23 protein-coding genes and 2 pseudogenes are annotated in these 22,847 nt (G+C 64.6%); 14 read left to right on the top strand and 11 right to left on the bottom strand.

Annotation, left to right across the window (positions count from 1 at the left end):
- The first annotated feature begins 142 nt into the window (after positions 1 to 142).
- Positions 143 to 508: a hypothetical protein gene (locus tag F1D05_RS37725; protein WP_185444985.1), complete on the top strand. Its 366-nt coding sequence runs from the start codon at positions 143 to 145 to the stop codon at positions 506 to 508.
- Complete coding sequence (locus F1D05_RS37720; RefSeq protein ID WP_185444984.1) at positions 505 to 1,152, top strand: hypothetical protein; 648 nt, start codon at positions 505 to 507, stop codon at positions 1,150 to 1,152. The genes F1D05_RS37725 and F1D05_RS37720 overlap by 4 nt, the downstream gene beginning before the upstream one ends.
- A 601-nt stretch (positions 1,153 to 1,753) precedes the next feature.
- On the opposite strand, the gene F1D05_RS37715 is transcribed toward F1D05_RS37720, so the two are convergent.
- The 3 genes from F1D05_RS37715 to F1D05_RS37705 form a co-directional block, all read right to left on the bottom strand.
- Positions 1,754 to 2,179 (bottom strand): MmcQ/YjbR family DNA-binding protein, encoded by a 426-nt coding sequence (locus F1D05_RS37715; RefSeq protein ID WP_185444983.1) that lies wholly within the window; start codon positions 2,177 to 2,179, stop codon positions 1,754 to 1,756.
- Between the two features lie 124 nt (positions 2,180 to 2,303).
- Positions 2,304 to 3,065 carry an isocitrate lyase/PEP mutase family protein gene (locus F1D05_RS37710; protein ID WP_185444982.1) on the bottom strand — a complete coding sequence of 254 codons (762 nt, stop codon included), beginning with the start codon at positions 3,063 to 3,065 and terminating at the stop codon, positions 2,304 to 2,306.
- A 287-nt stretch (positions 3,066 to 3,352) separates the two neighbouring features.
- Positions 3,353 to 4,318 carry a helix-turn-helix transcriptional regulator gene (locus F1D05_RS37705; RefSeq protein WP_185444981.1) on the bottom strand — a complete coding sequence of 322 codons (966 nt, stop codon included), beginning with the start codon at positions 4,316 to 4,318 and terminating at the stop codon, positions 3,353 to 3,355.
- 41 nt (positions 4,319 to 4,359) lie between these two features.
- Between F1D05_RS37705 and F1D05_RS42695 the strand changes: the two are divergent.
- Positions 4,360 to 4,659, top strand: a pseudogene (locus F1D05_RS42695) (epoxide hydrolase N-terminal domain-containing protein); the annotation flags it as partial.
- 358 nt (positions 4,660 to 5,017) lie between these two features.
- On the opposite strand, the gene F1D05_RS42690 reads toward F1D05_RS42695, so the two are convergent.
- The 4 genes from F1D05_RS42690 to F1D05_RS37690 all read right to left on the bottom strand — a co-directional run bounded on the left by F1D05_RS42690 (position 5,018) and on the right by F1D05_RS37690 (position 6,596).
- Entirely contained in the window at positions 5,018 to 5,209 is a 192-nt protein-coding gene (locus tag F1D05_RS42690; RefSeq protein WP_343066668.1) for a hypothetical protein, read from the bottom strand.
- A gap of 177 nt (positions 5,210 to 5,386) precedes the next feature.
- Positions 5,387 to 5,542 (bottom strand): hypothetical protein, encoded by a 156-nt coding sequence (locus F1D05_RS42685; RefSeq protein ID WP_343066555.1) that lies wholly within the window; start codon positions 5,540 to 5,542, stop codon positions 5,387 to 5,389.
- A 329-nt stretch (positions 5,543 to 5,871) separates the two neighbouring features.
- Entirely contained in the window at positions 5,872 to 6,102 is a 231-nt protein-coding gene (locus F1D05_RS39320; protein WP_206685992.1) for a hypothetical protein, read from the bottom strand.
- A 146-nt stretch (positions 6,103 to 6,248) separates the two neighbouring features.
- Positions 6,249 to 6,596, bottom strand: a complete 348-nt coding sequence (locus tag F1D05_RS37690) for a nucleotide pyrophosphohydrolase (protein ID WP_246486299.1) — start codon at positions 6,594 to 6,596, stop codon at positions 6,249 to 6,251.
- A 145-nt stretch (positions 6,597 to 6,741) separates the two neighbouring features.
- Between F1D05_RS37690 and F1D05_RS37685 the strand changes: the two genes are divergently transcribed.
- The 5 genes from F1D05_RS37685 to F1D05_RS39315 all read left to right on the top strand — a co-directional run bounded on the left by F1D05_RS37685 (position 6,742) and on the right by F1D05_RS39315 (position 13,914).
- A complete protein-coding gene (locus tag F1D05_RS37685) occupies positions 6,742 to 8,631 on the top strand; it encodes a DUF2075 domain-containing protein (protein WP_206685991.1) in 1,890 nt (629 codons plus the stop codon).
- A 150-nt stretch (positions 8,632 to 8,781) separates the two neighbouring features.
- Positions 8,782 to 9,672, top strand: a complete 891-nt coding sequence (locus tag F1D05_RS37680; RefSeq protein WP_185444980.1) for an HNH endonuclease — start codon at positions 8,782 to 8,784, stop codon at positions 9,670 to 9,672.
- Positions 9,673 to 9,824: 152 nt separating this feature from the next.
- Positions 9,825 to 12,923 carry a DUF3427 domain-containing protein gene (locus F1D05_RS37675; protein WP_185444979.1) on the top strand — a complete coding sequence of 1,033 codons (3,099 nt, stop codon included), beginning with the start codon at positions 9,825 to 9,827 and terminating at the stop codon, positions 12,921 to 12,923.
- Between the two features lie 156 nt (positions 12,924 to 13,079).
- On the top strand, positions 13,080 to 13,547 hold the full coding sequence (locus F1D05_RS37670) for a hypothetical protein (RefSeq protein ID WP_185444978.1): 468 nt from the start codon (positions 13,080 to 13,082) through the stop codon (positions 13,545 to 13,547).
- A 199-nt stretch (positions 13,548 to 13,746) separates the two neighbouring features.
- Positions 13,747 to 13,914: a hypothetical protein gene (locus F1D05_RS39315; RefSeq protein ID WP_206685990.1), complete on the top strand. Its 168-nt coding sequence runs from the start codon at positions 13,747 to 13,749 to the stop codon at positions 13,912 to 13,914.
- Between the two features lie 332 nt (positions 13,915 to 14,246).
- Here the strand turns inward: F1D05_RS39315 and F1D05_RS37665 are convergent, their stop codons facing one another.
- On the bottom strand, positions 14,247 to 14,990 hold the full coding sequence (locus F1D05_RS37665) for an alpha/beta fold hydrolase (RefSeq protein ID WP_185444977.1): 744 nt from the start codon (positions 14,988 to 14,990) through the stop codon (positions 14,247 to 14,249).
- A gap of 338 nt (positions 14,991 to 15,328) precedes the next feature.
- On the opposite strand from F1D05_RS37665, the gene F1D05_RS37660 reads away from it, so the two are divergent.
- Both F1D05_RS37660 and F1D05_RS37655 read left to right on the top strand, forming a co-directional pair.
- Positions 15,329 to 15,703 (top strand): DUF1841 family protein, encoded by a 375-nt coding sequence (locus F1D05_RS37660; protein ID WP_185444976.1) that lies wholly within the window; start codon positions 15,329 to 15,331, stop codon positions 15,701 to 15,703.
- A 146-nt stretch (positions 15,704 to 15,849) separates the two neighbouring features.
- Positions 15,850 to 16,821, top strand: coding sequence for an aldo/keto reductase (locus tag F1D05_RS37655; RefSeq protein ID WP_185444975.1), 972 nt, complete (start codon positions 15,850 to 15,852; stop codon positions 16,819 to 16,821).
- 133 nt (positions 16,822 to 16,954) lie between these two features.
- On the opposite strand, the gene F1D05_RS37650 is transcribed toward F1D05_RS37655, so the two are convergent.
- Positions 16,955 to 18,502 carry a plasmid pRiA4b ORF-3 family protein gene (locus tag F1D05_RS37650; protein ID WP_185444974.1) on the bottom strand — a complete coding sequence of 516 codons (1,548 nt, stop codon included), beginning with the start codon at positions 18,500 to 18,502 and terminating at the stop codon, positions 16,955 to 16,957.
- A gap of 22 nt (positions 18,503 to 18,524) precedes the next feature.
- On the bottom strand, positions 18,525 to 19,406 hold the full coding sequence (locus tag F1D05_RS37645) for a LysR family transcriptional regulator (protein WP_185444973.1): 882 nt from the start codon (positions 19,404 to 19,406) through the stop codon (positions 18,525 to 18,527).
- 173 nt (positions 19,407 to 19,579) lie between these two features.
- Between F1D05_RS37645 and F1D05_RS37640 the strand changes: the two genes are divergently transcribed.
- Positions 19,580 to 19,987: a hypothetical protein gene (locus F1D05_RS37640; RefSeq protein WP_185444972.1), complete on the top strand. Its 408-nt coding sequence runs from the start codon at positions 19,580 to 19,582 to the stop codon at positions 19,985 to 19,987.
- Positions 19,988 to 20,070: 83 nt separating this feature from the next.
- Here the strand turns inward: F1D05_RS37640 and F1D05_RS37635 are convergent, their stop codons facing one another.
- Complete coding sequence (locus tag F1D05_RS37635; RefSeq protein WP_185444971.1) at positions 20,071 to 21,267, bottom strand: erythromycin esterase family protein; 1,197 nt, start codon at positions 21,265 to 21,267, stop codon at positions 20,071 to 20,073.
- 265 nt (positions 21,268 to 21,532) lie between these two features.
- On the opposite strand from F1D05_RS37635, the pseudogene F1D05_RS41660 reads away from it, so the two are divergent.
- From F1D05_RS41660 to F1D05_RS37625, 3 genes and pseudogenes are all read left to right on the top strand, one after another.
- Positions 21,533 to 21,898: pseudogene (locus F1D05_RS41660) on the top strand (class I SAM-dependent methyltransferase); the annotation flags it as partial.
- 141 nt (positions 21,899 to 22,039) lie between these two features.
- Complete coding sequence (locus F1D05_RS41655; RefSeq protein ID WP_246486983.1) at positions 22,040 to 22,219, top strand: hypothetical protein; 180 nt, start codon at positions 22,040 to 22,042, stop codon at positions 22,217 to 22,219.
- Between the two features lie 24 nt (positions 22,220 to 22,243).
- The gene (locus F1D05_RS37625; protein ID WP_185444969.1) at positions 22,244 to 22,768 is read left to right on the top strand and encodes a GNAT family N-acetyltransferase; all 525 of its coding nucleotides are present in this window, start codon (positions 22,244 to 22,246) and stop codon (positions 22,766 to 22,768) included.
- Positions 22,769 to 22,847 lie beyond the last annotated feature (79 nt).

The following is a 22,847-nucleotide window of genomic DNA, read 5'->3' as shown; positions in this document are numbered from 1 at the left end:
CGCGCACCACGTACTACGAGATCTGGCCGGGCCCCGTCGCAACCCGCGACGGGGCCCCGGCCTCGTCGTGCTGTGGGAAATCTCCCGCCAATGACGTCCTTGCTGCCATATGGTGGGGACGCCCTACCTGGAAGGAGCCCGGATGTCATCCGAGACGCCGCACGACCGTCCGAGCGGCGAACGCCTGCTCGTCATCGACACCGCAACTGCTGCCCACAATCTCCCCCGGATGCTGGGGCGCTTCCGCGAAGGCCAATCGGAGCCGCTGTTCTTCGGCGACGACGGCAAGCCGGAAGGCGTCGTGATCTCCTTCGATCAGTGGGAGCGTCTTGACGCCCTCGCTGAGGAGGCCGACCAGACGGAGCGCGCTCGCGAGGTCGCACGGCAGCGGATCGCAACCGCCCAACCAGACGAGTACGTGCCGGTCGACGAACTGGCGGAGGAGTTCGGCTGGGATCTGGACGACGATGACCAACCTCCGAACACTGGCACGACGCCGCAACCATGACGGCGAAGTTCCAGCTCGTTGCCCATCCGGAGCTCCAGGCCCAACTCCGCGACCTCCACGCCAAGGCCCAGCGAGATCCGTCCGGCCTGGAAGCGAAGCAATTCGCCGCGATTCGCACCGGCTTGGCCGCCCTGAGAAACGGCCGCGAAGCGGATTTCGACGGCGAACGACTCGGTTACTCCGACCGGCACCCTGACCTCCGCGACTGCGCGGAGCTCAAGCTCCCTGTGGTCGAGGAGGTCAATCGGCGCGGCAGACCGATGGGTCCGTCGCACCGATTGATCTACCGCGAGTTCGATGGCGCGACGGCTGACCAGCTGCCGGTACGCCAGGTGATGGCGTTCGAACCTCGCAAAGACGGCCGTCCCTTCGAGGTAGCCGCCAACCGCCTGGGCCGGACCAGGGGTGCTCCCCTCGCAGAGTTGGACAGCCTCCCTAACCTCGAGCCCGCCGTCGGACCGGCCAAGGATCCAAGCCGGCCAGTGTCCCCGGTACGCAGGCCGCTTCCTCCCGAACTCGCCCAGGCGATGAAGGGATTGGAGGGCGTCCCCCCAGCATCAAGAGCCGCGACACCTCCGGGCAGCGACCAGCAGCGCCCAACCAGCCGTGATGATCCACGCGGATCCCCAACCCGAGACCGCTGAGCCCGCGCGGGTCGATCCTCAGCTCGGACAGTGCCGTGGCCGTTCATCAGGCGACCATTTGCTTGGTGGCCTCGAGAATCCGGGCCCAGGGCAACGGTCCCCTGCGACCGTATGACCAAAGCGCTCAATGACTCGACCGAGCCGACACGCAGTTCCTCGACGCGAGCTGGCGAGATGGCGAGCTGGCGAGCTGGCGACGAACTGATCACGCTTCTGCTCACGCCCAGCTCAGCCCGCGTCGGACGGCTCGGGCGTGCTGTGCGTGTCGAAGCCGACGTACAAGCGCACCGCCGCGTTGGACCCTCAGGCCGAGGGCTCGATCGCGCCGGAGCCGGTCTTGGCGCGGACCGGAAGCGCCGTCAGGGTTTTGAGCTCACGCAGCCGCAGTAGCGTTCGGTGTTCGGTGTACGCCGCTGCAGCATCGGCACGACGACGAAGTGAGTCGACCTCGGCATCCGGGCGGATCCGCTCGGCCTCCGCACGGATGCCGCCGTCAGAAGCGCAGCCTCGCGACGAGCCTGCGCCGACACTCGATCGTTCTCCGCGCGGGCGTTCACCTCACTTGGCCGAAACCTTGAGCCACCAAGGCCCTTCGGCGCGATCACATTTCCTCAGCCAGGCTCTCGCGAAGCCGTCGGGCCAACCCCTTCGGCGCCATGATGCAGTAGCTCTCGGCAAGCAATTCCGACACCTCCTCCCAGTCGGTCTCCTCCTCGTCAAGCACGATCCCAACGACATCGCTGCCCCACTGCGCCTTGAAGAAGGGCGCCCCGACCGTCGTCAGCGCGGCCAACTCGGGCCCCGCCGCCCGAAACGTCATCACAGTCACCGGCCCGTCATCGCCGGCCGCTTCGGCGTACGCCGCAGGCACCCCCGACACGATCGTCAACACATGCGCGAACGTCCGCTTCCGAATCCGCCATCGCGTCCCAACCCACGCATCCTCTTCATACGCGTCGGGAAACCCCTCACAAATCTTCCCAAGCCGCTCAACCACCTCAACCGGCGCATCACTGGTCTCAGTCACGCTCAGCCTCCCGTCACCGTGACCAAGAACGCTAACGCCAGCCTCCGACATTTCGGATTAGTGTGACCCCGGTTGTCCTGCGGCACACGAGACGAGCTGCGCTTCTACCTGACCGCCCGGTTCGTCAGCTCAGCAGCTCCTGGACAGCGGTTTTCAGGTCGGCCATCGCTGTGCGGTAGAAGCGAGGACCGTAAGACACTCGCGCTACCCCCAGTTCGCGGAGCTTGGCCAGATTCAGATCATCGCCGGTGTTGCCGTTGATCGGGCCGGGTAGTTCGGCGACAAGGGTGGCGATGTCGTCCTGGTGGCGCACGCCGATCGGGTAGATACAGTCGGCGCCGGCATCCCGGTAGAGACGACCCCGTCGTACTGCTTCTGCGAGCCGGTCCGACTCAGGTATTCCGCTTTTGGGCAGGAAGGTGTCGACACGAGCGTTGATGACGATCGGTACTTCGGCGTCGGCTGCAGCGGAGCGGACCCTCGCGAGCCATTGGGCGTGCGCACCGGCCTCGACCAGGCCGCCCGCCCGATGGTCGGTGTCCTCCAGGTTGCAGCCGACCGCGCCGATCTCCAGCAACCGGTCCACCAGCTCACGCGGCTCCATGCCGTACCCCGCCTCGGCATCCACCGTGACGGGGACCGAGACCACCCGGGCGACCCGCCCGGCCGCGGCGAACATCTCCGACCAGGGCGCACCCTCATTGTCGGGATATCCGAGCATCGCCGAGATGGCCGCGCTGGCAGTGGCGACCACAGGAAACCCCGCCTCGGCCACGATCGTCGCGCTGGCCGCGTCCCACGCGTTGGGCAGCACGAGCATCTCTTCGCCGTGCAGCTCGCGGAGCCTGTCGGCGCGAGCCTTGAGATCCATCACCTCAGCGGCCATCGGTCTCCTCCACGTCAACGCAGTGGCGCGTCAAAGGATCATGGGCATTCATATTGGGCTCCCTGACAAGTCGGATCTTTGTCTACCGTCCCTCTCAAGTAGTTAGACACCGCAAGTAGCGGAAAGTCATCGGTCGCGCGTTGGTCTGTCGCGACGGCCAGACCCCAGCCGTGCACCAGAGTCGCGATCCTGAACCCCATTGCTGTGTCCAATCCACAGCGCGAGCCTCACACACGCCACCGACTGTTTCTGGCCGACCAGACGGGCCGGTTGCGGACGTCGGTAGTTCAGCTGTGCCGGAATCGTTGTGCCGCACGGTGGTATCGATCGCCGAGGTTCCGAAACTCGGCCGCCAGTTCAGGTGCGTCCAGTACTTCGAAGTCGACGTCCAGCATGCCGATCCACAACGCCAGCTGGTGTGGCGTGTCCGAGCCGACCATGATGACGCAGGTGTCGTCGTCGATCGGCTCGGGCGTGATCGGTACCGGCATCCGGGCAATCACGTACTCCGCCGACGCGTGCACCCGGATCCGCGCGGAGTAGCGCCAAACCGCAGTACTCACGTTCGTCCGCACGTAGTCAGCCACATCCTCGAACGGCAACTCCCGAGGGACGAAGCGCGGTCCCGTCGGCGTACGAGGTGCCATCCGATCCACCCGGAACGTCCTCCAGTCCTCCCGATCGTTGTCCCAGGCAACCAAATACCATCGTCGTCCCCAGGTGACCAGGCGATGCGGTTCCGTAGTACGGACGCTTGCTGATCCAACCCGGCTCGAGTAGTCGAACCGCAGTCGTTCACGAGCACGAATCGCGCCCGCGACCGCGGTCAGCACCTCACCGTCGACGGTCGGGCCGGAACCCGGTACGGCGACGACGGCCGCCTGCAGCGCGTTCACCCGGTGCCGCAATCGCGACGGCAGCACCTGCTCGAGCTTCACCAGAGCCCCGACCGACGCTTCCTCGATGCCGGCCACGCTCCCACCGGCCGCAGTACGGAGCCCAACCGCAACAGCGACCGCTTCATCGTCATCCAGCAACAGCGGCGGCAATGCGGCTCCCGCGCCCAGCCGGTATCCGCCCGCGACGCCAGGCTGAGCGTGCACCGGATACCCCAGCGACCGCAGCCGCTCGATATCGGTTCTGAGGGTCCTGGTCGAAATCCCCAGTCGCTCGGCGAGCTCAGGCCCGGTCCAGTCGCGCTGCTTCTGGAGCAGTGAGAGGACTCTCAGGAGTCGTGCGGAGGTCTCCAGCATTCTCAGATCTTCTCAGCAATCGCGGAAGAAAGTCTTCCGCAATGGCTTCTAGTGTCCGAGGCATGAACACTTCAGCGATTCGCCCCTTCCGCATCGAGATCCCGCAGGCCGACCTGGACGACCTTCGTTCCCGCCTGGCCAACACCCGCTGGCCCTCAGCAGCTCCTACCGAAGCGATCGACTTCAGCCGGGGCGTACCGCTGACCTACCTGAAGGAACTCGCGACCTACTGGGGCAACGACTTCGACTGGCGTGCCCAGGAGGCCCGGCTCAACTCGTATCCGCACTTCCTGACTGAGATCGACGGCCAGACGATCCACTTCCTCCACATTCTCTCCCCCGAACCTTCCGCGACGCCTCTGTTGATGACTCACGGCTACCCCGGATCCTTCGTCGAGTTCCTCGAGCTGATCGACCCCCTCACCAACCCCGTAGCCCACGGCGGCTCAGCAGCCGACGCCTTCCACCTGGTCATCCCCTCAATCCCCGGCTTCGGCTTCTCAACCCCAGTCTCCTCGGACGGCTGGGAAGTCGCCCGTACGACGGAAGCCTTCGCTCTCTTGATGGGCCGCCTCGGCTATACCCGGTACGGCGCACACGGCGGCGACGTCGGAGCCGGCATCACCGGGCCGCCTCGCCGCCACCCACCCCGACTCAGTCATCGGCACCCTGGTCAACAGCGACCGCGGCTCCCTAGGCCTAGCCGGCGACCAATTCCCCATCCCCGACCACCTCACCGACGACGAACTCGCGGTCGTCAATCTCGAGCGCGAGTCCTGGAAGGCCGAACGCGGCTACCTGGAACTCCAATCCCACCGCCCCGAAACCATCGCGGCAGCCCTCACCGACTCCCCCGTCGGCCAGCTCGCCTGGATCACCGAAAAGTTCCAAACCTGGACCAACCCCGCCGCCACCACCCCAGACCAGGCAGTCCCCCGCGACCAGCTCCTGACCAACATCACCCTCTACTGGTTCACCCGCACAGGTGCCACCGCAGCCCGCTTCCTCCACGAAGCAGCCCACTCCGGCCTCAGCTGGCTCGCCCCCTCCTCAGTCCCAGCAGGCTGGTCAGTCTTCAACACTGATCCGGTTCTCCGCCGCATGATGGACCCCACCCACCAGATCCCGTTCTGGTCCGACCACAAGGAAGGCGGCCACTTCGCAGCCATGGAAGCCCCAGCCCTTTTGACGGATGACCTCCGCACCTTCTTCAGGACGCTCCAACCAGCCTCCTGACGCCGCCTCGAGCGCCTCAGTCCGATCCGTACTGCGGGGATCGGACTGAGGTGGGCGTTCCAAGTCCCCGATCTCACGACGCCGCGATCAGACGGGCGCCCGGCAACAGCTCTAAGGGAAGCGAAGGTCCGAGATCGCCCCAAGGTCAATCCCGTACCGCGCATAGACCTTGACCGTATTCTCCCCAGTCAGCAGCCCCTCGGGAATCCCCCAGCATCCCGGCGACCTCGATGACATGCCGCCGCGACTCCCCCTCGATCTCTAGGTACGGCGGAATCAGCGGCCATCGATCAAGCTCCAGCCGAGCACCCGCCAACTCAAAGCTCCTCCCGGCGATTCTCCTGGTACGACTTCGCCTCGAACCCCATCCGCCGAAGCAACTCGTTCGCCGTCTCGAAGTCCCCCACAACGACCTCGGTCTCAGTCGTCCCATCGATCCCGTCGTGCTCGATCTCCTTGACCGCCAACGTCACCGCCGTGCCGTCATCCCGCAGCCGAATCCACTTCGACCCGTCACCAGCCGCGAGGTCATAGACAAACCGCCGCATCAACGCAGCCCCCACACACGCCGCCCACCCAACTCGACGATGGCCGCCCCAAGGCTCTCCGGCTCGACATCCAACACCTTGGCCTCAAACTCAATCGGCACCGAGCTGTCCCTCCCTACGGAGCGCTAGCCAACGACGCTCGCCCATCAAGCCTTCTCCGGAGCTTCTCCATGGAAATCGGCAGCCGGAAACCGCACAGCTGAACTCTCCAGCTTCCTCTTCGTGACCTCAGCAAGATCGATGTCCAGCACATCCGCCAGCCGCACGAGATAGGCAAGAACGTCCGCCATCTCCTCCCCCACCCGCCGTCGGAGCGGATCGACACCCGCTCGCTGGACCGCCTCGTCCCCAGGCAGCCACTGAAACAGCTCGGCAAGCTCACCCACCTCGCCGACCAGGGCCAGGATCAGCGACTTCGGATCGTGGAACTTGGCCCAATCACGCTCGTCGGTGAAGGCCCTCATCCGGTCTCGCAGTTCGATCAAATCTGACACGCCGCGAGCATGCCACGGATCCCACTCGAGCCGGCCACTGGATAGAGTCGTGGCGCGGCCCGACGGGCTTCCGCCGAACGTCAGCGTTCACAGGACACGCCCCCACCCGCACGACTCTGTTCGTGCTGCCTGGGGGACCCCACCCGTGACTCTGTTTCGCCACTCCGTCGTCGGTTTCGCCGAGCTGACTATGGACGGAACCTTGGCCGTGAGAATCGCCGAGCAGATGCGATACCACACCGGCCGCCGAGCCGCTCCGGCCGAACTCCGCTCCTGGGAACGCAGCCTTCCGATCCTGGCCAAGGACCTCATCCAGGCGAACCTGGACAACATCGAGGTCCTCATCGAGTACCACCTGCCGCTCACCTCGAAGAGAGCAGATGTCGTCCTCGCCGGTCGCCACCCGAAGACGGGCAACGCGTCGTACGTCGTCATCGAGCTGAAGCAATGGAGCCGCGCCGCAGCCTGGCAGGACGACCGCGAACTCGTCCTCATCGACGGCTACCCAAATGCACCCCGCCTGCACCCGGTCGCGCAAGTACGTGGGTACTGCGACTATCTCGCCGACTTCACCAAGTCCCTCGACGGGCAAGACGATGCGCTGGCCGGAGCCGCCTATCTCCACAACGCCATGTCCGAGTCCGCAGTACACGATCTGTACGAGTACCCACAGGATCAGCGCGGCCGACTCTTCATCGGCGGTCAACGAGCCGAGTTCACCGAGTTCTTGCTCGAACGCCTCGATCCAGCCGTGCCCGGCAGCCCGTACGCCGACCAGCTGATCAATTCGGCCGTTGCACCCTCCAAGCAGCTCCTCGCGGTCGCGGCCGACGAAGTTCAGCGCCGTGAGCAGTTCGTACTACTCGCGGAGCAGAAGCTTGCGCACTCGCTCGTGGTTCACCAAGTCGAGCGAGCCCGCAAGGCAGACCAGAAGTCGGTCGTCATCGTCACTGGCGGCCCCGGCAGCGGCAAGAGCGTCATCGCGCTCTCCTTGTTCGGCGATCTCTCACGCCGCGGCCGCAGCGTCCTACATGCAACCGGCTCCCGCTCCTTCACCCAGACTCTCCGGAAAGTCGCCGGCCATCGCTCGGAACGCGTCCAGCGGATGTTCAAGTACTTCAACCAGTTCATGGACGCCGAACCCAACGAGCTCGACGTCCTGATCCTCGACGAGGCCCACCGCATCCGCGAAACCTCGGTGGACCGCTACACAAAGGCCCAGTTCCGCACCGGCCGCCCCCAGGTCGACGAACTCATCGCCGCTGCCCGAGTCCCTGTCTTCCTCCTCGACGAACACCAGGTCGTCAAGCCAGGCGAACTAGGAACCGTCGCCGATATCGAGCGGCACGCCGCGTCGCTTGGACTCCCGGTCCACCGCATAGACCTCGACAGCCAATTCCGCTGCGGCGGCAGCGAGGAGTACATCCAATGGGTACTCCGTTTGCTCGGCCTCATCGAAGGTGAGCCGACTCCATGGACTGGCGACCCCTCTTTCGAAGTACAAGTCGCTGACACACCTGAGGAGCTTGAGGCAACCCTCATAGCCAAGGCCGCCGAAGGCTACGGCGCCCGAATCACCGCCGGCTACTGCTGGCCGTGGAGCGACCCGCGCCCCGACAAGACCCTCGTCCCAGACGTCCAGCTAGGAACGTGGTCCCGCCCCTGGAACCTCAAAGGCGACCGCAAGGTAGGCGACGCCCCTCCCGCGGCCCTGTGGGCCACAGACCCGAACGGCTTCGACCAGGTCGGCTGCGTCTACACAGCCCAAGGCTTCGAATACGACTGGAGCGGCGTGATCCTTGGCCCCGACCTGGTTTGGCGCAACGGCCGCTTCACCACAACCCGCGACGCCAACAAAGACCCCGCCTTCCGCAACCGCAAAACCACCGACAACCCCACCTTCGACCGCCTGGTCCGCAACACCTACAAAGTCCTCCTAACCCGAGGCATGATCGGCACCACCCTCTACTCCCCCGACCCCGAAACCCGCGATGCCCTCCACGAACTGGTCAGCAACACACTGGTCAAGTCATAGCAACAAGCAGGCTTGATCTCCAGGTCGTTCCTCAGCCAGCACCCTCGTCACGCATAGAATTTGCCGAGCCTTCACCCGCTAGCTGGCCGGCCAGCCCGATGGTGTGAGGCAGTCACTGAGCCAATTGGCCACGTCGACGGAAGGCAGCAGATGGCTTTGGATCTCGATGCGGACTTTGCTCTTCGTGACCAGATCATGAAGCGCCTGGCGTATCTCCGAGATCAGTCGGGCGGAGTCGTCACTCGGGATCAACTGACTGACCTTGAGATCAACGGTCAGCGGCGGCGGATCATCGATCAGTCAGCCGGCATCTGGAACCCTAGCGACCTCAACGCAACCCTGTCGATCCTCAGCTCACCAACCGGTCCGTACGACGATGGCCAGGTCGAGGGTGGCTACTTCCGATACGACTACAAAACCGGTTCCATCGGCGGCAGCAATACCAAGCTCCGCCGAGCAGTCGAGCTCGGCCTCCCCCTGATCCTGCTCCTCAAGCTAAAGCCCGGCATCTTCGTACCGGTCTTTCCCGTCTTCGCCGTCCGCTACGACGACGATGCTCGGCAGATTCTGATCGCCCTGGACGAGTCGCTGCGATTCATCGAACACCCCGAGACCTTGTCCGAACCCCTCAAACGCTATGCCGAACAGACCACCCTGCGCCGTCTCCACCAGCCAGTCTTCCGAGCCTCGGTAATCCGTGCCTACCACACACAATGCACAGTCTGCCGGTTGAAGCACGGCGTGCTCCTCGACGCCGCCCACATCCGACCCGACGCACATGAATCCGGTCTCCCCGTCGTGAGTAACGGCCTAAGCCTCTGCAAGATCCACCACGCTGCTTACGACCAGAATCTCCTCGGCATCCGCCCTGACGGGGTTGTCCAGATCAACCAGGATCTCCTGGGCGAGACAGACGGCCCGATGCTGAAGTACGGCCTCCAACAAATGCACCAGACCTCGATCACCCTGCCCCGCCGCAAGATCGAGCGCCCGAGCACCGACGCCCTCGAATGGCGGTACGAACAGTTCAAGGCGAGCTAGTCACCACCAACTTGCTTCGTCCAGACGGGTCGGCGAGTCCATCGTCTTAAGCAACCAACAGTCGGCGCAGCCTCCTGCCAACACGCTCGGCGGTTGCCGAGTCCAGAGATTGTCGGCACGATCTGGCATGCTCTGCGCGAGGTGGTGACTGGATGAAGCCTGGAATCTACGACGCGCTGGTGACTCACAGTTTGCTCGGTTCGCTTGAGCAGGCCGAGGGGCTTGCTGCCACGCTCGAAGGGGTCGACAAAGCTGACCAGCCTGAGGTGCTTGCTCGTCACGTTGGAAACGCCGTGCTGCGTGTGCTGGGTGGCACTCGCGACGAAACTCGACGCCTAGCGCTGGTCAATGATCTTCTTCTTCGTCTGGAATCTGCCGACGACGCGCTGCCGGACGGTCAGCCACAACGACTACTTGCCCTACGTCCGCCAGCAGGCCCCGGCGTACATGATCCGGGCGACGTTCGGCCTAGTACGCCGTTGTCCGACGCAGCCCTACTCACCAACGCGCACGGCGAGCCCGCCCTCGGCTCAGAGTTGCGAGCCGAGATCGACACAGCCGACAACGTCGATCTACTGTGCGCCTTCGTCAAGTGGTACGGCTTGAGGCTGATGGAGCCTGAGCTGCAGCGTCTGAGGCTCCGGAATGCCCCGCTGCGCGTCATCACTACGACTTACATGGGCGCCACCGATCGCAATGCCTTGGATCGGCTCGTTAACGACTTCGGCGCCGAGGTGAAGATCCAGTACGACGTACTCCGGACGCGACTCCACGCCAAGGCCTGGCTCTTCCGCCGGGACACCGGCTTCGATACGGCATACGTGGGTTCGTCTAATCTGTCGCGGGCCGCGATGCTGGACGGGGTTGAGTGGAATGTTCGCCTTTCGCGGATCGCCACTCCGAGCCTCCTGAACAAGTTCGGCGCCACTTTCGTCACCTACTGGAACGACTCGACTTTCGAGACCTACGACCCTGATCGAGATCGTGATCGCCTCGACGATGCATTGGCTGAGGCAGGCAATCGTCGAACCACCGACCGCGTCACCGTCACGCTCGCAGGCTTGGAGGTGCGGCCACGGCCCTACCAAGCGGAAATGTTAGAAGCGATTGCGGTCGAACGCGAGGTCCACAATCGGCATCGGAACCTTGTGGTGGCTGCGACCGGAACGGGCAAGACCGTGATCGCCGCACTCGACTATCGCCGGCTCCGCGACGAGGCTCTAGCTCGCGGAGACCAGCCGCCGTCCTTGCTTTTCATCGCTCACCGGCGAGAGATCCTCCAGCAATCGCTCCGCACCTATCGCGAGGTACTTTCTGACGCTTCCTTCGGCGAGGAGTACTTTTCGGGAGCACGACCAGAGCGCTGGCAGCACGTCTTCGCCTCCGTCCAGGCGTTGACGAGTTACGACGCCACCGCCATGCCTGTCGACGCCTTCGAGATTTTGGTCGTAGACGAGTTCCATCACGCCGCAGCTCCGACCTACCGGAAGTTGCTGAATCACCTGCAGCCTCGTGAACTGCTCGGGTTGACTGCTACCCCGGAGCGTACCGATGGCTTCGACCTGCAGTCGTACTTCGACGGACGTACCGCGGTCGAGCTCCGGCTCTGGGACGCGCTCTCGGACGACCTCCTCTGCCCGTTCCACTACTTCGGAATCTCCGACGGCACCAACCTCGCCGACCTCCAGTGGAAGCGAGGTCGCTACGACGAGCAAGAGCTCGAGGGTCTGTACACAGGTAACGACCGCCGTGCAGCCATCGTGCTGCGGGAGTTGCGGGACAAACTCACCGATGTCCTCGCGATGCGGGCTCTAGGTTTCTGCGTTTCTGTCGCTCATGCCGAGTACATGGCGAAGGTCTTCAACGACGCCGGCATTCCAGCGCGGGCGATTTCCGGCCAGTCATCGATTGCTGACCGCGACCAGGCGCTCCGCGATCTGAAGGACCGCCGATTGAATGCGCTGTTCGCAGCCGACCTCTTCAATGAGGGCCTGGACCTTCCTGAGGTAGATACAGTCCTCTTCCTTCGTCCGACCGAGAGCCCGACCGTGTTCCTGCAGCAGCTCGGCCGTGGGCTGCGCCAGTCCGAGGGCAAGGCGGTTCTCACCGCTCTCGACTTTGTCGGCCATCAGCGCAAGGAGTTCCGATTCGATAAGCGCTTCCAGGCAATCACCGGTGACACCCGCGGGGGACTACAGCGCCAGGTCGAGCTGGGCTTCCCCTTCTTGCCGTCGGGCTGCCAGATCGTCCTCGACAAGGTCGCGCAGGAGGCCGTCCTGAAGAATCTGCGCGCTCAGGTGACTGGTCGCTGGCGGGAAATGGTCGGCGAACTGCGGGCCCACGGCGACCAGGATCTACCAACATTTCTGCACGAATCCGGTACCGAACTTAGTGACGTTCTACGCAGTGGACGCAGTTGGACCACCCTTCGAAGAGACGCCGGCTTACCAACCCGTGAAGGTGGCGATCAGGAGTCTGCCCTTCTGCGACGAGTACGCGCGCTGGCCCATGTCGACGATCCGGCCCGGATGCGCGCGTATCGGATGCTGCTGGCAGACGACGCGCCGTCGTACGGAGATCTGAGTGACAGCCAGCGCCAGGAGGCGCGGATGTTGTTCTTCTCGCTCTGGCCGAGTGGCGGCGGATTTCCGACGTATGACGCCGGTCTGCAGGCACTTCGGACGGAACGAGCGGTACGCGACGAGCTGACTGCAGTTATCGACTACACGATGGACCGCGCGCGCCACCGCACTCTTCAACTAAGCGGCCAGCTCGGCAGCCTGGCCCTTCGCATCCACGCTCGCTACCAGCGCGAGGAGATCCTGGCTGCTCTCAACTACGCGACGCTGAACCGCCGGCCGAGCATCTTCCGACAGGGTGTCCTGTTCTCTCAGGAGACTGACACCGATGCGTTCCTAGTCACGCTGACGAAGTCTGAGGCCGACTACTCCCCGACGACGATGTACCGCGACTATGCGATCAGTCCGACCTTGTTCCATTGGGAATCACAGAGCACTACCTCGGTGACCTCCCCGACCGGCCAGCGCTATATCAACCACCGCGAGCACGGGTCCAACATCTTCATCTTCGCCCGCGAACACAACGAAGATGACCTGGGTACCTCGCCCTATGTCTTCCTTGGCCCCGCCATGTACACAAGCCATACTGGCGACCGCCCAATCGCCATAACTTGGAAACTGGAGCACCCCATGCCAACTGACCTCTTCCAGGCGGCTTCGGTCGTTGCCTAGCTCGCAGACCCAGGCAGTGGGCTTTCCCGTCTTGGAAAGCGTGCTTGACCCGCCCGATCACCGCCGAGGAACATCAAACCGAAGCAGTCGGAGTAGGAGGGACGGACTGCCCCGGGTGCTCTGAGCGATTCGACGAGGCGACGCGGACCGCTCGATGTGGTTGAAGATGTCGGCGTCGGTTTGTTGTTGCCAGTCGGGGAGGTCGTCCCAGTCGGCAACGTAGGCCGGCTTGGGGTCTGGGATGTGTTTGTAGATCTGGCCGATCCAGCAGAGGGCTACGAAGCGGCCCTTCTGGGGGCGGGTGAGTTTGCTGGTGTGGCCGTCTGTGGCGGTGATGAAGGCGCGGACCTCACGGCCCCGCGCCTCGTCATCCTCGACTGGGAGACGTGGGGCCAGGCACCGGCGGGGTACGACGCTGCAACTCTCCTGTGCACAACCCTGACGTATCCGGTCAGCGCCGAAAGCATCCGCCGTACGCTCATGCACTTCCTGGACACACCCAGCGGACGCGTTGCGACACTCGCTGCAGCTGTGCGATTTCTCCGCTTCGCCGACAGCGGAGAGCTGACGGAGTTGGCCTTGCCAGTTCGATGCCTCGGCCAGAGGGTCATTGAGCAGCTATGAATAGGGTGCTCAGGTACAGGGCCTGATGGCGGGATCTCGACAGGTGCTGACCATCGATGTCGCCAGCCGTTCCTCCGTCGGAGGAGAGTCATACGAACCTCGTGGTGCAAAATGAAAGTCCCGATGTGGTGGCGACCGGCGCCTCATATGATGCCAACGCCGGCGTTGTTCAGAAATTCTTCATCAAGTGCAGGCTGGTGTGATCATGCTCGTGGAGACATGGACCGAAGAGAGGATCGCTTCGGCGACCCAGTTTGTTGCCGAGCGCATCTCGGCTGACTTCGCCGAGACGGGCTTGATGATCGAGTTCCGGATCGATCCGCAGTGGTCCGGTCTCGATGCTACGAGCGGCCCGAGAGCGTCATAGCCGTTCGCGGTGGGAACGAGTTTTCCGCTACATCTGGAGGGCGGGACGGAACAAGCGTGCTGGTACGCGACCTATCAGATGCAGGATGACGTCATGGGCGAGCATGGGCGGCCCTGGCCCGAACTAGTGGACCAGTCGGGCGGGTATATCGGTGTGCTCTCGCTACCAAGTGAGCCGCCTCAGATCGCAGCATGGGAGCGCTGGCTGGACGGCCGTTCTGCGCGGTCGGTCATCTTCAGCGTGCGTGTGCGGCAGCGGGCTTGACGATCAAGAGTTTCTGAACCTCCATCCGATGTCCGGCCGGAGGGCACTCGAGTCGATGCCGGATGGATTCACCGCCGACGAGCAGTGGTGATGAGGTCGTCGATCGAATTTGCGACGATGGTTGGGTCGTCGTTCTGGATGTTGTGGCCGCCGAAGCGGGCGACCTTGTGGGTGGCGCCTAGGTCGGCGGCCAACGATTGCTGGTGGCGCTGCCATCGTTCGTCGAGTTCGGCGAGGCTGAAGGGTTGCCAGGGCTTAAGGTCTGCTAGGTCGAGCCAGCGGCGGACGCGGCTGGCGATGACAACACTCGGTACGTCGAGGGGGCGTCTGCTGCGCGCGACCTCGTCCACGCTCGCAACCACGTCGTACGACAGGTGGCCCTCCCTCTCGCCATCGGCCGCGACGAGAATCGGTTCGTCGATGTCCAGGTTCAAGTGGATGTCAGTGGCATCGACCAGGACAAGACCGGCGACTGGCCATTGCGCGGCGAAGATCAGGGCGATCAGGGCTCCGAGCGAGTGGCCGACCAGGATGAACGGTCCCGCGAGGTCGGTCGCCGCGAGTAGCTGGCGCAACTCCTCCGAGGCGGCGCCAAGTGTGCGCGCCGCTGGGTCGGCCGGTATCTCGCTGTCGCCGATTCCGGCACGGGCGTAGGTCACGAGGGTCGTCGATGACCGCATCGCCGAGATGGCTGCGTCCCAGGAGTCGCCGGCGCCGCCGCTGCCGGAGATGAAGACGACCATTGGCGACCCTTTCCCCGAGATCTCAGCTGCAAGCTTGTAGCCGCCGACGTCGAACTTGGTCATCGCCATAGCGACGAGCCTAGGACCTCAGCGTGACCGCGACCGGCACCCGCGGCACGTCGTACCGGGGCTGCTCAGATTCAGAAGGACTAGTGATTGAACATCTCACGGTGCGGGAGGAGTACTCCGGGGACCCTAGTTGGCTTCAGCGCGGTGGGCTTGCGAGAGTTGGGCCATGCCGAAGAGCCGGGTTCGTTCTAAGCAGAAGAAGCGTCCGCAGCAGCAATCTCGGAGGCCGGCCGGACTCGCGGCGGTGGACGGACCAGCCAGGTCGGTCGATGCCGAAGACCTGAAGGAGGCCACCGAGCGGCGGACGTTCACGATGCCGTACTCCGACACCCGAATCGGTGACGACGACTACCTGGACCTGGACCTCGACCCGGCCCTCGGCGGACGAACGCGGTCTGTCGATCGAGGGCGACCATCCCGAGTACCACGACGCTATCGCGGACCCTGGCTTCGAGGGTGAGATCGACGGCGTGAACCCACGGTTGCACGTTGCGATGCATGAGATCGTCGCGAACCAACTGTGGGACAACGACCCGCCAGAGGTGTGGCAGGCGGCGCGCAGACTCCGCGACCTCGGTGAGGACAGGCACAACATCCTGCACGCCATCGGAGCGCTGGTCATCACGCATGTCCACGCCGGCTTGGTGGATCGTCAACCCTTCGACCTCGAGCAATACCGCGCCGAACTCGATCAGCTCGGCCGCGACAAGTGACCCGTCCCCCGGCCACAACCACGCAGCACGGCGCCAACCGCTCAGGTCTCCACGGCTCCTCGGCGCGGAACTCAGAAGAACGAGTGATCGAACTGAGTTGATTCTTCTGTTGGAAGTCTCAGCGGGGGTGAGCGAGGTTGGGAGGTATGGAATTTACTCATCTTGGTCGGACTGGTCTTAGTGTTAGCCGGATTTGCCTGGGGACGATGAACTTTGGGCCTCATACCAGCGAGGACGACTCGCACGCGATCATGGATGCGGCGCATGAGAAGGGGATCAACTTCTTCGACACTGCGAACGTGTACGGCCGGAGCGTCGGGAAGGGCGCGACGGAGGAGATCGTCGGGCGCTGGTTCGCGAAGGATCCGAAGAACCGTGAGAAGACGGTTCTGGCCACCAAGCTCTACGGCGACATGGACGAGTGGCCGAACGAGGGCAAGCTGTCGGCGCTCAACATTCGCCGCGCGCTCGACGCGAGCTTGAAGCGGCTGCAGACGGACTACATCGACTTGTATCAGTTCCACCACGTCGACCGCGAGACTCCGTGGGAGGAGATCTGGCAGGCGATCGAGGTTGCCGTACAGCAGGGCAAGATCCTGTACGCCGGAAGCAGCAACTTCGCCGGGTGGCACATCGCCCAGGCGCAGGCTGCCGCCGAGAAGCGGAACTTCACGGGACTCGTCAGCGAGCAGTCGATCTACAACCTGATCGTGCGCGATGTCGAGCGCGAGGTGCTGCCGGCTGCACAGGAGTACGGCCTCGGTGTCATCCCGTGGTCGCCGCTGCAGGGTGGGCTTCTTGGCGGTGTGCTCCGTAAGGAGAACGAGGGCGTACGCCGTACCGAGGGTCGTGCTAAGGAGGCACTCGAGAAGCTGCGGCCGCAGATTGAGAAGTACGAGGCGCTTGCCGATGAGCTTGGGCACGAGCCGGGCGATGTCGCGCTTGCGTGGTTGCTGCACCAGCCGGCCGTTACCGGGCCGATCGTGGGGCCGCGGACGATGGAGCAGCTCGAGTCCGCAGTACGGGCAGTTGACGTGAAGCTCGACGACAAGGCCCTGGCCAAGCTCGACGAGATCTTCCCGGGGTACAAGACCGCCCCCGAGGACTACGCCTGGTGACTGCGCTGGTGAGCTGCACGCTGAACCGCCCGTACGCCGACAGCCGGCGTACGGGCGGTTTGTCTCGAGAGCTCCTGTGCGGTGATGACGAGTGACTCCGCTGCGGACTGCTCAGACTCCTCGAGGACCGGTACTACGCGGTGCCGCGCAAGCTGCGCAGGGCGGCTCGAGCGAACGTCACGCCTTGCGGTGTGGGTGTGTATGACCGACCCACGACGCCTGGCTCATCGATGTAGGCACCGAGGCGGTAGAGCACCGTACTGGCGTCCCAAGCCGCCTGGGCCGCCATCGATGGTGTCATCGGCGCTCCGTCGATGCCCATCCAGCCGACCGCGCCGAGAATCTCCGCGCCCGTTCGGTTCGGGTTGATAGTGGACTGTGCGGCCACAGCGGCCAGAAAGATGATCCCGGCCTGGGTTTCGCAGTCGTCCCTGGAGGCCGGTGGCATGTGGTCCGCCAGATGCCACCAGAGTGCGAGCGGGTCATCGCGGACGGCCTGTCCACGCTTTGTGAGCGACAGCGTTCCGCGGTACTTGCGCAGCAGGCCCATCGCCTGTGCCGATTCTCGCAGGTGCAGCACGGGCATGGTCTGGATCTCACGGTTGCCCTTACCGATCCACGCTTCACCGAGTCCGAGATCGGCCATGGCTGCTTTGACGTGGGCTGGGGGCAGGTAGCCCGCCCCGGTCAGCTTGATGCCGTCGGCGCCGACGCGATTCAGCAGCCAGCCGTACGGCGAGACCATCTGCGCCGCGGTATCGGCGTCGATCTCAACCGGCGCGTCCAGGTCAGCGTCCTCGATCAATTGCTGGAACAAGGCTCTGTGCTCTTGGGAGCGGATTGCGTCCGCGAGTTCGCCGAGCGGACCCGGAAGACCGGACGATTCGAGCAGGGCCAGTCGGCGGCGGCTGGGATCGGCCAGGGTCTTGTTGATCCATTCCAGGTCGAGCGGGTTTGGCGTGTATCCGCTGGGGTCGGCATCGGCGCCGTACAGCTGGGCGTACCCGGCGACGGCCTCGGCGTGCTCGGGGTGGCGGGGATCGACGGCCGCGACAATCAGCTCGTAGCCATGTACCCCTCCGCAGTCCTCGCTTGGGCCAGGACGGCGGCCGTCGGTACAGACGGCGCTGGGAGCGGACTCGTCCCGCGGCCGCTCGGCCTCGAGCTTGATGACGTGCGTCCAGTCGTCGCCGAAGTCGTACAGGTAGAAGAGTTTGTCACCCGGTTTCGCAAGCACTTCGTCGAGACGCACGTCCTCTTCCGGAATGCCCGTCTCGCCTTCCTCAGCTTGGAACGGGCAAAGATAGTGCTCCGCCGCGCGGTCGTAATAGTCCTTACCCGAGGCGAACTCGTGCAAATGGCTGTCGGTCCAGCCGAACGCGACCTGCAGGATGTCGTGGACCTCGTTCAGGAGCAGGTCAGACGAAAGCTCCAACCGTCGCCACAGCGGAGGCTTGGTGCCTTCGAGATCGACCCGTACCTGGTAGGTGACCACGTCATCACGGCGGGGTCGCCGCCTCGACGGTACCGGTGGCCGCTCGAATGCATCCACTCCTGGCGTCGCAGCCGCGGCCAGGATCTGCGGAAGCAGTCCGCGTAGCTGGTCGGCGTTCAGTCCGGTGAGACTCGCTTGGAATTGCTCCAACAGCTTGGCCTGGGAGTCGTCGCGCTTGCGTGCCATACGGAGAAGGCTAGCTAGTGCCTTAGGTGAGGGTGGTCGGGAGCATGCCGATCAGGGCGTCGGCCGCCAGGGAGGCTGCCGAGCCGGTCGGGATCGCGACCGAGACCTGCCACGGGTCTGCGGAGTTGGGCTCCAGCGGCACGGTGATGTGGTCGCCCCGTTTGGCAGCGATGCGCTCCGGGACCAGGGCCACACCCAGGTTGTGGCTGACGAGGGCCAGGAGGGTGTGGACGTCGTTGACCTCGATGGTGATGGGGTGGGCGACGCCGGCGGACGCGAAAGCGTGATCGGAGATGGAACGGGCGCCCCAGGTGGGGTCGAAGTCCACGAAGGACTCCCCCGCCAGGTCCGGGAGGGCGACCGCGGCGGCCGAGGCCAGGCGGTGTTCGGCGGAGCAGACCATGACCATGGACTCCGTGGAAACCGGGCGGAGGTCCAGGCCAGGGATGGGGTGGCCGGCTGTGGCCACGAAGGCGACGTCGAGGCGACCGGAGGCCAGCTCGTCGAGCATGGGGGTGGAGCCGCCCTGCCGTACTTCGATCTCGACGCCTGGGTAAGCAGAGCGGAACTTCGCCAGAAGGGCCGGTACGTCGACTACGCCGAGGCACTGTTCTAGGCCGACCGACAGGTGACCGCGGAGAAGGCCTTGTACTGCGGCAACCGCGTCCTTCGCGGCCTCGGCGGCAGCCAGGGTCCGGCGGCCTTCGCAGAGGAGGGCCCGGCCGGCTTCGGTGAGTTCGACGCTGCGGGTGTTGCGGACGAAGAGGGAGGTGTGGAGCTCGCGTTCGAGGGCGCGGATCGACGCGGACAAGCCGGACTGCGAGATCGACATCGCCTCGGCCGCCCGGGTGAAGTGCTTCTGCTCGGCGACGGCGACGAAGTGTTCGAGATGCCTCAGCTCCATGACTCAGAAGTCTACGCGATTGAACCAGGCGGATTCTTCGGTCCCAGATGTCACCGTCAGCAATCGACCGATGCTGGCCGACGGCTGCCGCGGGGCGAACGTGGGGGCGGCGTGGGATGGGGCTGGGGCAAGGGATGCGTGGGCGAGAGGGTGGGGATCGGTAGGGTGTGGGCATGGCTGATGAGTTTCGGGTTGAGGTTGAGCTGAACGGCGCTGAGCACGGGTTGTCGTTCTGGGAGCGGTTGCGGGCGCTTGATCTCGACGACGACGCTCGCAAGCGGCTGGGCGGCAACGTGACGGTGACCCGGGACGGGTCGCGGTTGATGATCTACGCGAACTCCGAGGACGACGGTCTTCAGGCTGAGAGCGCCGTACGGGAGGTTGTCAGCGCGGATCACCTGAGCGCCAGCTACACCCTCACCCGCTGGAGCCACGCGAAGCAGGAGTGGGTGGACCCGAGCACGGCACTCGACGGGGCCGACGCGGCCGAGCCGAGCTACGACGGGGTCGAGACGCCGGACCCGCGGTACGTCGTACTGCAGGCCTACAAGCCTGAGTTTCTGCGCGACCTCGGCCTCTGACCGAAAGCACGACAACCAGTCGACGGCGGTGTCGCCGTCGACTCGCGAGGCCGCGGACGGCTCGGTCTCAAGGTCACGTTGGCCTAGTTGTGTGCAGTGGTGACCGGGGCGGCGTTGATGTGCAGGACTGCGTCGGCTGAGTCGATGAGTGGTTGCTCCAAGGGGAAGTAGCTCTTACCGGGGCCCAGTGTTTCTGTGCGCTTGTGTGCACGAGGGATCGCAGCCGCGGTTGTCAGGCCCCAGGTGGGCGAGCTCGGGCCGGCGCCGTCGCTCGAACGCGCCGCCGTGGTGATGCGACGTTGTAGGAAGCCTTCGTAGGTGTTCGGGTCGGGTTCGCCGAGTCCGAGGGCTTCGCTGCGCCCTAGGCTGCCGGCGATCACGGCGTATCGCGAGTCCAGCAGGGAGCTCACGATGGCGCCGGCTGAGGACCAGTCGAGGTCCAATCCCGCCATCCGCATCGTGCTCAGATTGCGTTGCAGGTGAACGTTGTGCGCGAAGACCAGGGTCGCGCCGCGTTGCTCCTCGATACCGCGGATGTCCAGGAGGTTCTCGGCCATGAGCGCGTCGCGGGCGGCAACGAGGCGGGATATCCGTGCACCCTCCTCGATCCGCTGGGCGGCCTGCTTGTGGTAGCGCAGCAGACCGAGTCCGGCGGTGAGATGTGTGCGGGCTCGGTACCAGTCCGCGCGTGAGGTCGCCGCGATCAGTTCGGGGGCGCGCAGGTAGAGCGAGAAGAGCAGGTCGTCGGCGATCGCTCGCAGTTGCGGCGCCTCGGCGCTGTCGCCGATCGACATCGCCGGGTCGAGGATCGCCTCCTCGCGGCTCCACCGTTCGTCAGCGCCGAGCAGGTTCGCGAAGTCGAGGTCGAGACCCAAGTAGTCGCGTCCGTATTCCAGATAACGCCGGGGGCTGGGTGCGCTGGTGTTCTCGGTCGGAGCATCGAAGCCGTGGAAAGCCAACCGTTCTTCCGTGGTACGGCCCTCGTTGTATTCGCGCATCCAGGCCACCAGTCGTCTGTTGGCCTCGAGGTCTCCGAAGTTGTGTGTGAAGCCTTCACTCATCACCGTGTCGAGGGTGCCCGTTCCTTCCTGGACGAAGTCGTTCACCGCAAGGGCCGAAACTCGGTCGGTCTCCAGGGCGATGGACCGGAAACCATGGTTCGCCAGCGATGCGAACAGGTCGTTGCGGATCGATCCGAAGGCGGGTTCCTGGTGCGTGGGCTCACCGAGCGCCAGCAGTTCACAGGCCGAGGGTACGAAGTCTTCAATGTCTTGGCTCATGTGCCTAAATCGTATCCTTGAAGGTCCCTATGGAGACTTTGATCGCTATCCGCACCAAGGCAATGCTCAAAAGTCTCAAACCGGGTGGAACACCGCCGTCGCCGATGGGATCGATCCGGACCATGAGTTCGTTGGCATGATCAACGAGTGCCGTCCCCGCGAAGGCGGCGGATTCGACTAGTGGGCAGGAGGTCGGACTGTGGGTGTCGAGGCGACGTATGACCGTGTAGCTGCGGAGTATGACGCGTGGGTTGGTGAGGGTTCGATGCTTGCCGATGCCACCTTCGAGGAGTTGGTTGGCAAGATTGAAGGTCAACGGGTCTGTTCGGTTGCGTGCGGGCAGGGACGGGAGGCGCGGTACCTGGCTTCCCGAGGGGCTCAGGTCACTGGGGTTGATCTGTCTGAGAGTCTCGTTGCCCTGGCGCGCCGGCACGAGGAGGCCAAGCCGTTCGGAATCTCCTATTTCCCAGGGGATGCGCACACACTCGAAGGGCTCGAGAACGAGTCGTTCGACGGGGCCGTCTGCTATATGGCGCTGATGGATATTCCGGACCTCGATCGTGCGGTGCAGTCCGTTGCGCGAGTACTTCGACCGGGCGGCTGGTTCGTCTTCGTGATCACGCACCCGTGCTTCAAGACGCCTGCGACCGGCGATCTCGTCGACCACGTGAACAAGAGCGCTCGGCGTACGGTCGGGCGGTATTTCGACGAGGGCTACTGGGATGGCCCGGGTCTGCACAATGACGCGCTTCCCGTAGGGGCTCATCACCGGATGCTCAGCACGTACGTTGCCGCGTTGACCCGCGCGGGGCTCGTCGTCGATCAGCTGCGTGAGCCGCAGCAGTTCGACCGGCAACCGGTCTGGCGGGAAGTTCCGCAACTCCTGTACGTCCGCTCCTACCGCAGCACGCAATTCAGCTCCGACACGGGATCCGGGGGCGGGCGGGAGTGACCCGGTGGGAGGGGAAGGTGAGGTGTGGATGAGTTGAGGCTGCGGCCGGTTGAGGAGAAGGATCTCGAGTACTTCGCGACGTTTGCCGTGGAGCGGGATGAGGTGGGGCTCACCTGGCAGGGGTTCCGGGATGCGCAGGCGCCGGCGAGGCGGTTTCAGGAGGACGGATATCTCGGGACAGAGACCAGTCGGCTGATTGTCGAGAGTGGTGGCGAGACGGCCGGGTTCGTCTGCTGGTTCGTGGGGTCTTTCGACGCCAAGACGAAGTTCTGGGAGATCGGGATCGGCCTGCGACCGCAGTACAGGGGTCGTGGGATCGGGTGGCGGGCGCAGGCGATGTTGACCGACTATTTGTTCCAGCACACGCCGGTGCAGCGGATCCAGGCGGCGACGCAGCCGGAGAACGTGGCTGAGCAGAAGTCGTTGCTGAAGGCAGGGTTTCAGTTCGAGGGTGTGATCCGGGCGTGTGAGTTCCGTGCGGGTGACTATCGCGATGCGTACCTCTACAGCCGCCTTCGCAGCGATCCATCCGTCGCCATCGACCAGTAACCGATCACAACGGTTCGGTGACGGGTAGCGAATTCCCCGCCCGGAAGCACCCTGTTGGGTACTAGCCTCGGCCGTCGCA

The organism is Kribbella qitaiheensis (genome assembly GCF_014217565.1).
Taxonomy (GTDB): Bacteria; Actinomycetota; Actinomycetes; order Propionibacteriales; family Kribbellaceae; genus Kribbella; species Kribbella qitaiheensis_A.
Note: the sequence above shows the minus strand (reverse complement) of the source record. Positions and strands in the feature narration are given on the sequence as shown.

Bases quoted from the DNA above. Each gene is read 5' to 3' on its own strand.
- F1D05_RS37710 (WP_185444982.1), bottom strand. From the start codon at position 3,065: ATGGCCGCTGAGGTGATGGATCTCAAGGCTCGCGCCGACAGGCTCCGC.
- F1D05_RS41655 (WP_246486983.1), top strand. From the start codon at position 22,040: ATGCTCAGCACGTACGTTGCCGCGTTGACCCGCGCGGGGCTCGTCGTC.
- F1D05_RS37680 (WP_185444980.1), top strand. From the start codon at position 8,782: ATGGCTTTGGATCTCGATGCGGACTTTGCTCTTCGTGACCAGATCATG.
- F1D05_RS37645 (WP_185444973.1), bottom strand. From the start codon at position 19,406: ATGGAGCTGAGGCATCTCGAACACTTCGTCGCCGTCGCCGAGCAGAAG.
- F1D05_RS37635 (WP_185444971.1), bottom strand. From the start codon at position 21,267: ATGAGCCAAGACATTGAAGACTTCGTACCCTCGGCCTGTGAACTGCTG.
- F1D05_RS37640 (WP_185444972.1), top strand. From the start codon at position 19,580: ATGGCTGATGAGTTTCGGGTTGAGGTTGAGCTGAACGGCGCTGAGCAC.
- F1D05_RS37650 (WP_185444974.1), bottom strand. From the start codon at position 18,502: ATGGCACGCAAGCGCGACGACTCCCAGGCCAAGCTGTTGGAGCAATTC.
- F1D05_RS37675 (WP_185444979.1), top strand. From the start codon at position 9,825: ATGAAGCCTGGAATCTACGACGCGCTGGTGACTCACAGTTTGCTCGGT.
- F1D05_RS39320 (WP_206685992.1), bottom strand. From the start codon at position 6,102: ATGCGGCGGTTTGTCTATGACCTCGCGGCTGGTGACGGGTCGAAGTGG.
- F1D05_RS37665 (WP_185444977.1), bottom strand. From the start codon at position 14,990: ATGGCGATGACCAAGTTCGACGTCGGCGGCTACAAGCTTGCAGCTGAG.
- F1D05_RS37705 (WP_185444981.1), bottom strand. From the start codon at position 4,318: ATGCTGGAGACCTCCGCACGACTCCTGAGAGTCCTCTCACTGCTCCAG.
- F1D05_RS37720 (WP_185444984.1), top strand. From the start codon at position 505: ATGACGGCGAAGTTCCAGCTCGTTGCCCATCCGGAGCTCCAGGCCCAA.
- F1D05_RS37655 (WP_185444975.1), top strand. From the start codon at position 15,850: ATGGAATTTACTCATCTTGGTCGGACTGGTCTTAGTGTTAGCCGGATT.
- F1D05_RS37725 (WP_185444985.1), top strand. From the start codon at position 143: ATGTCATCCGAGACGCCGCACGACCGTCCGAGCGGCGAACGCCTGCTC.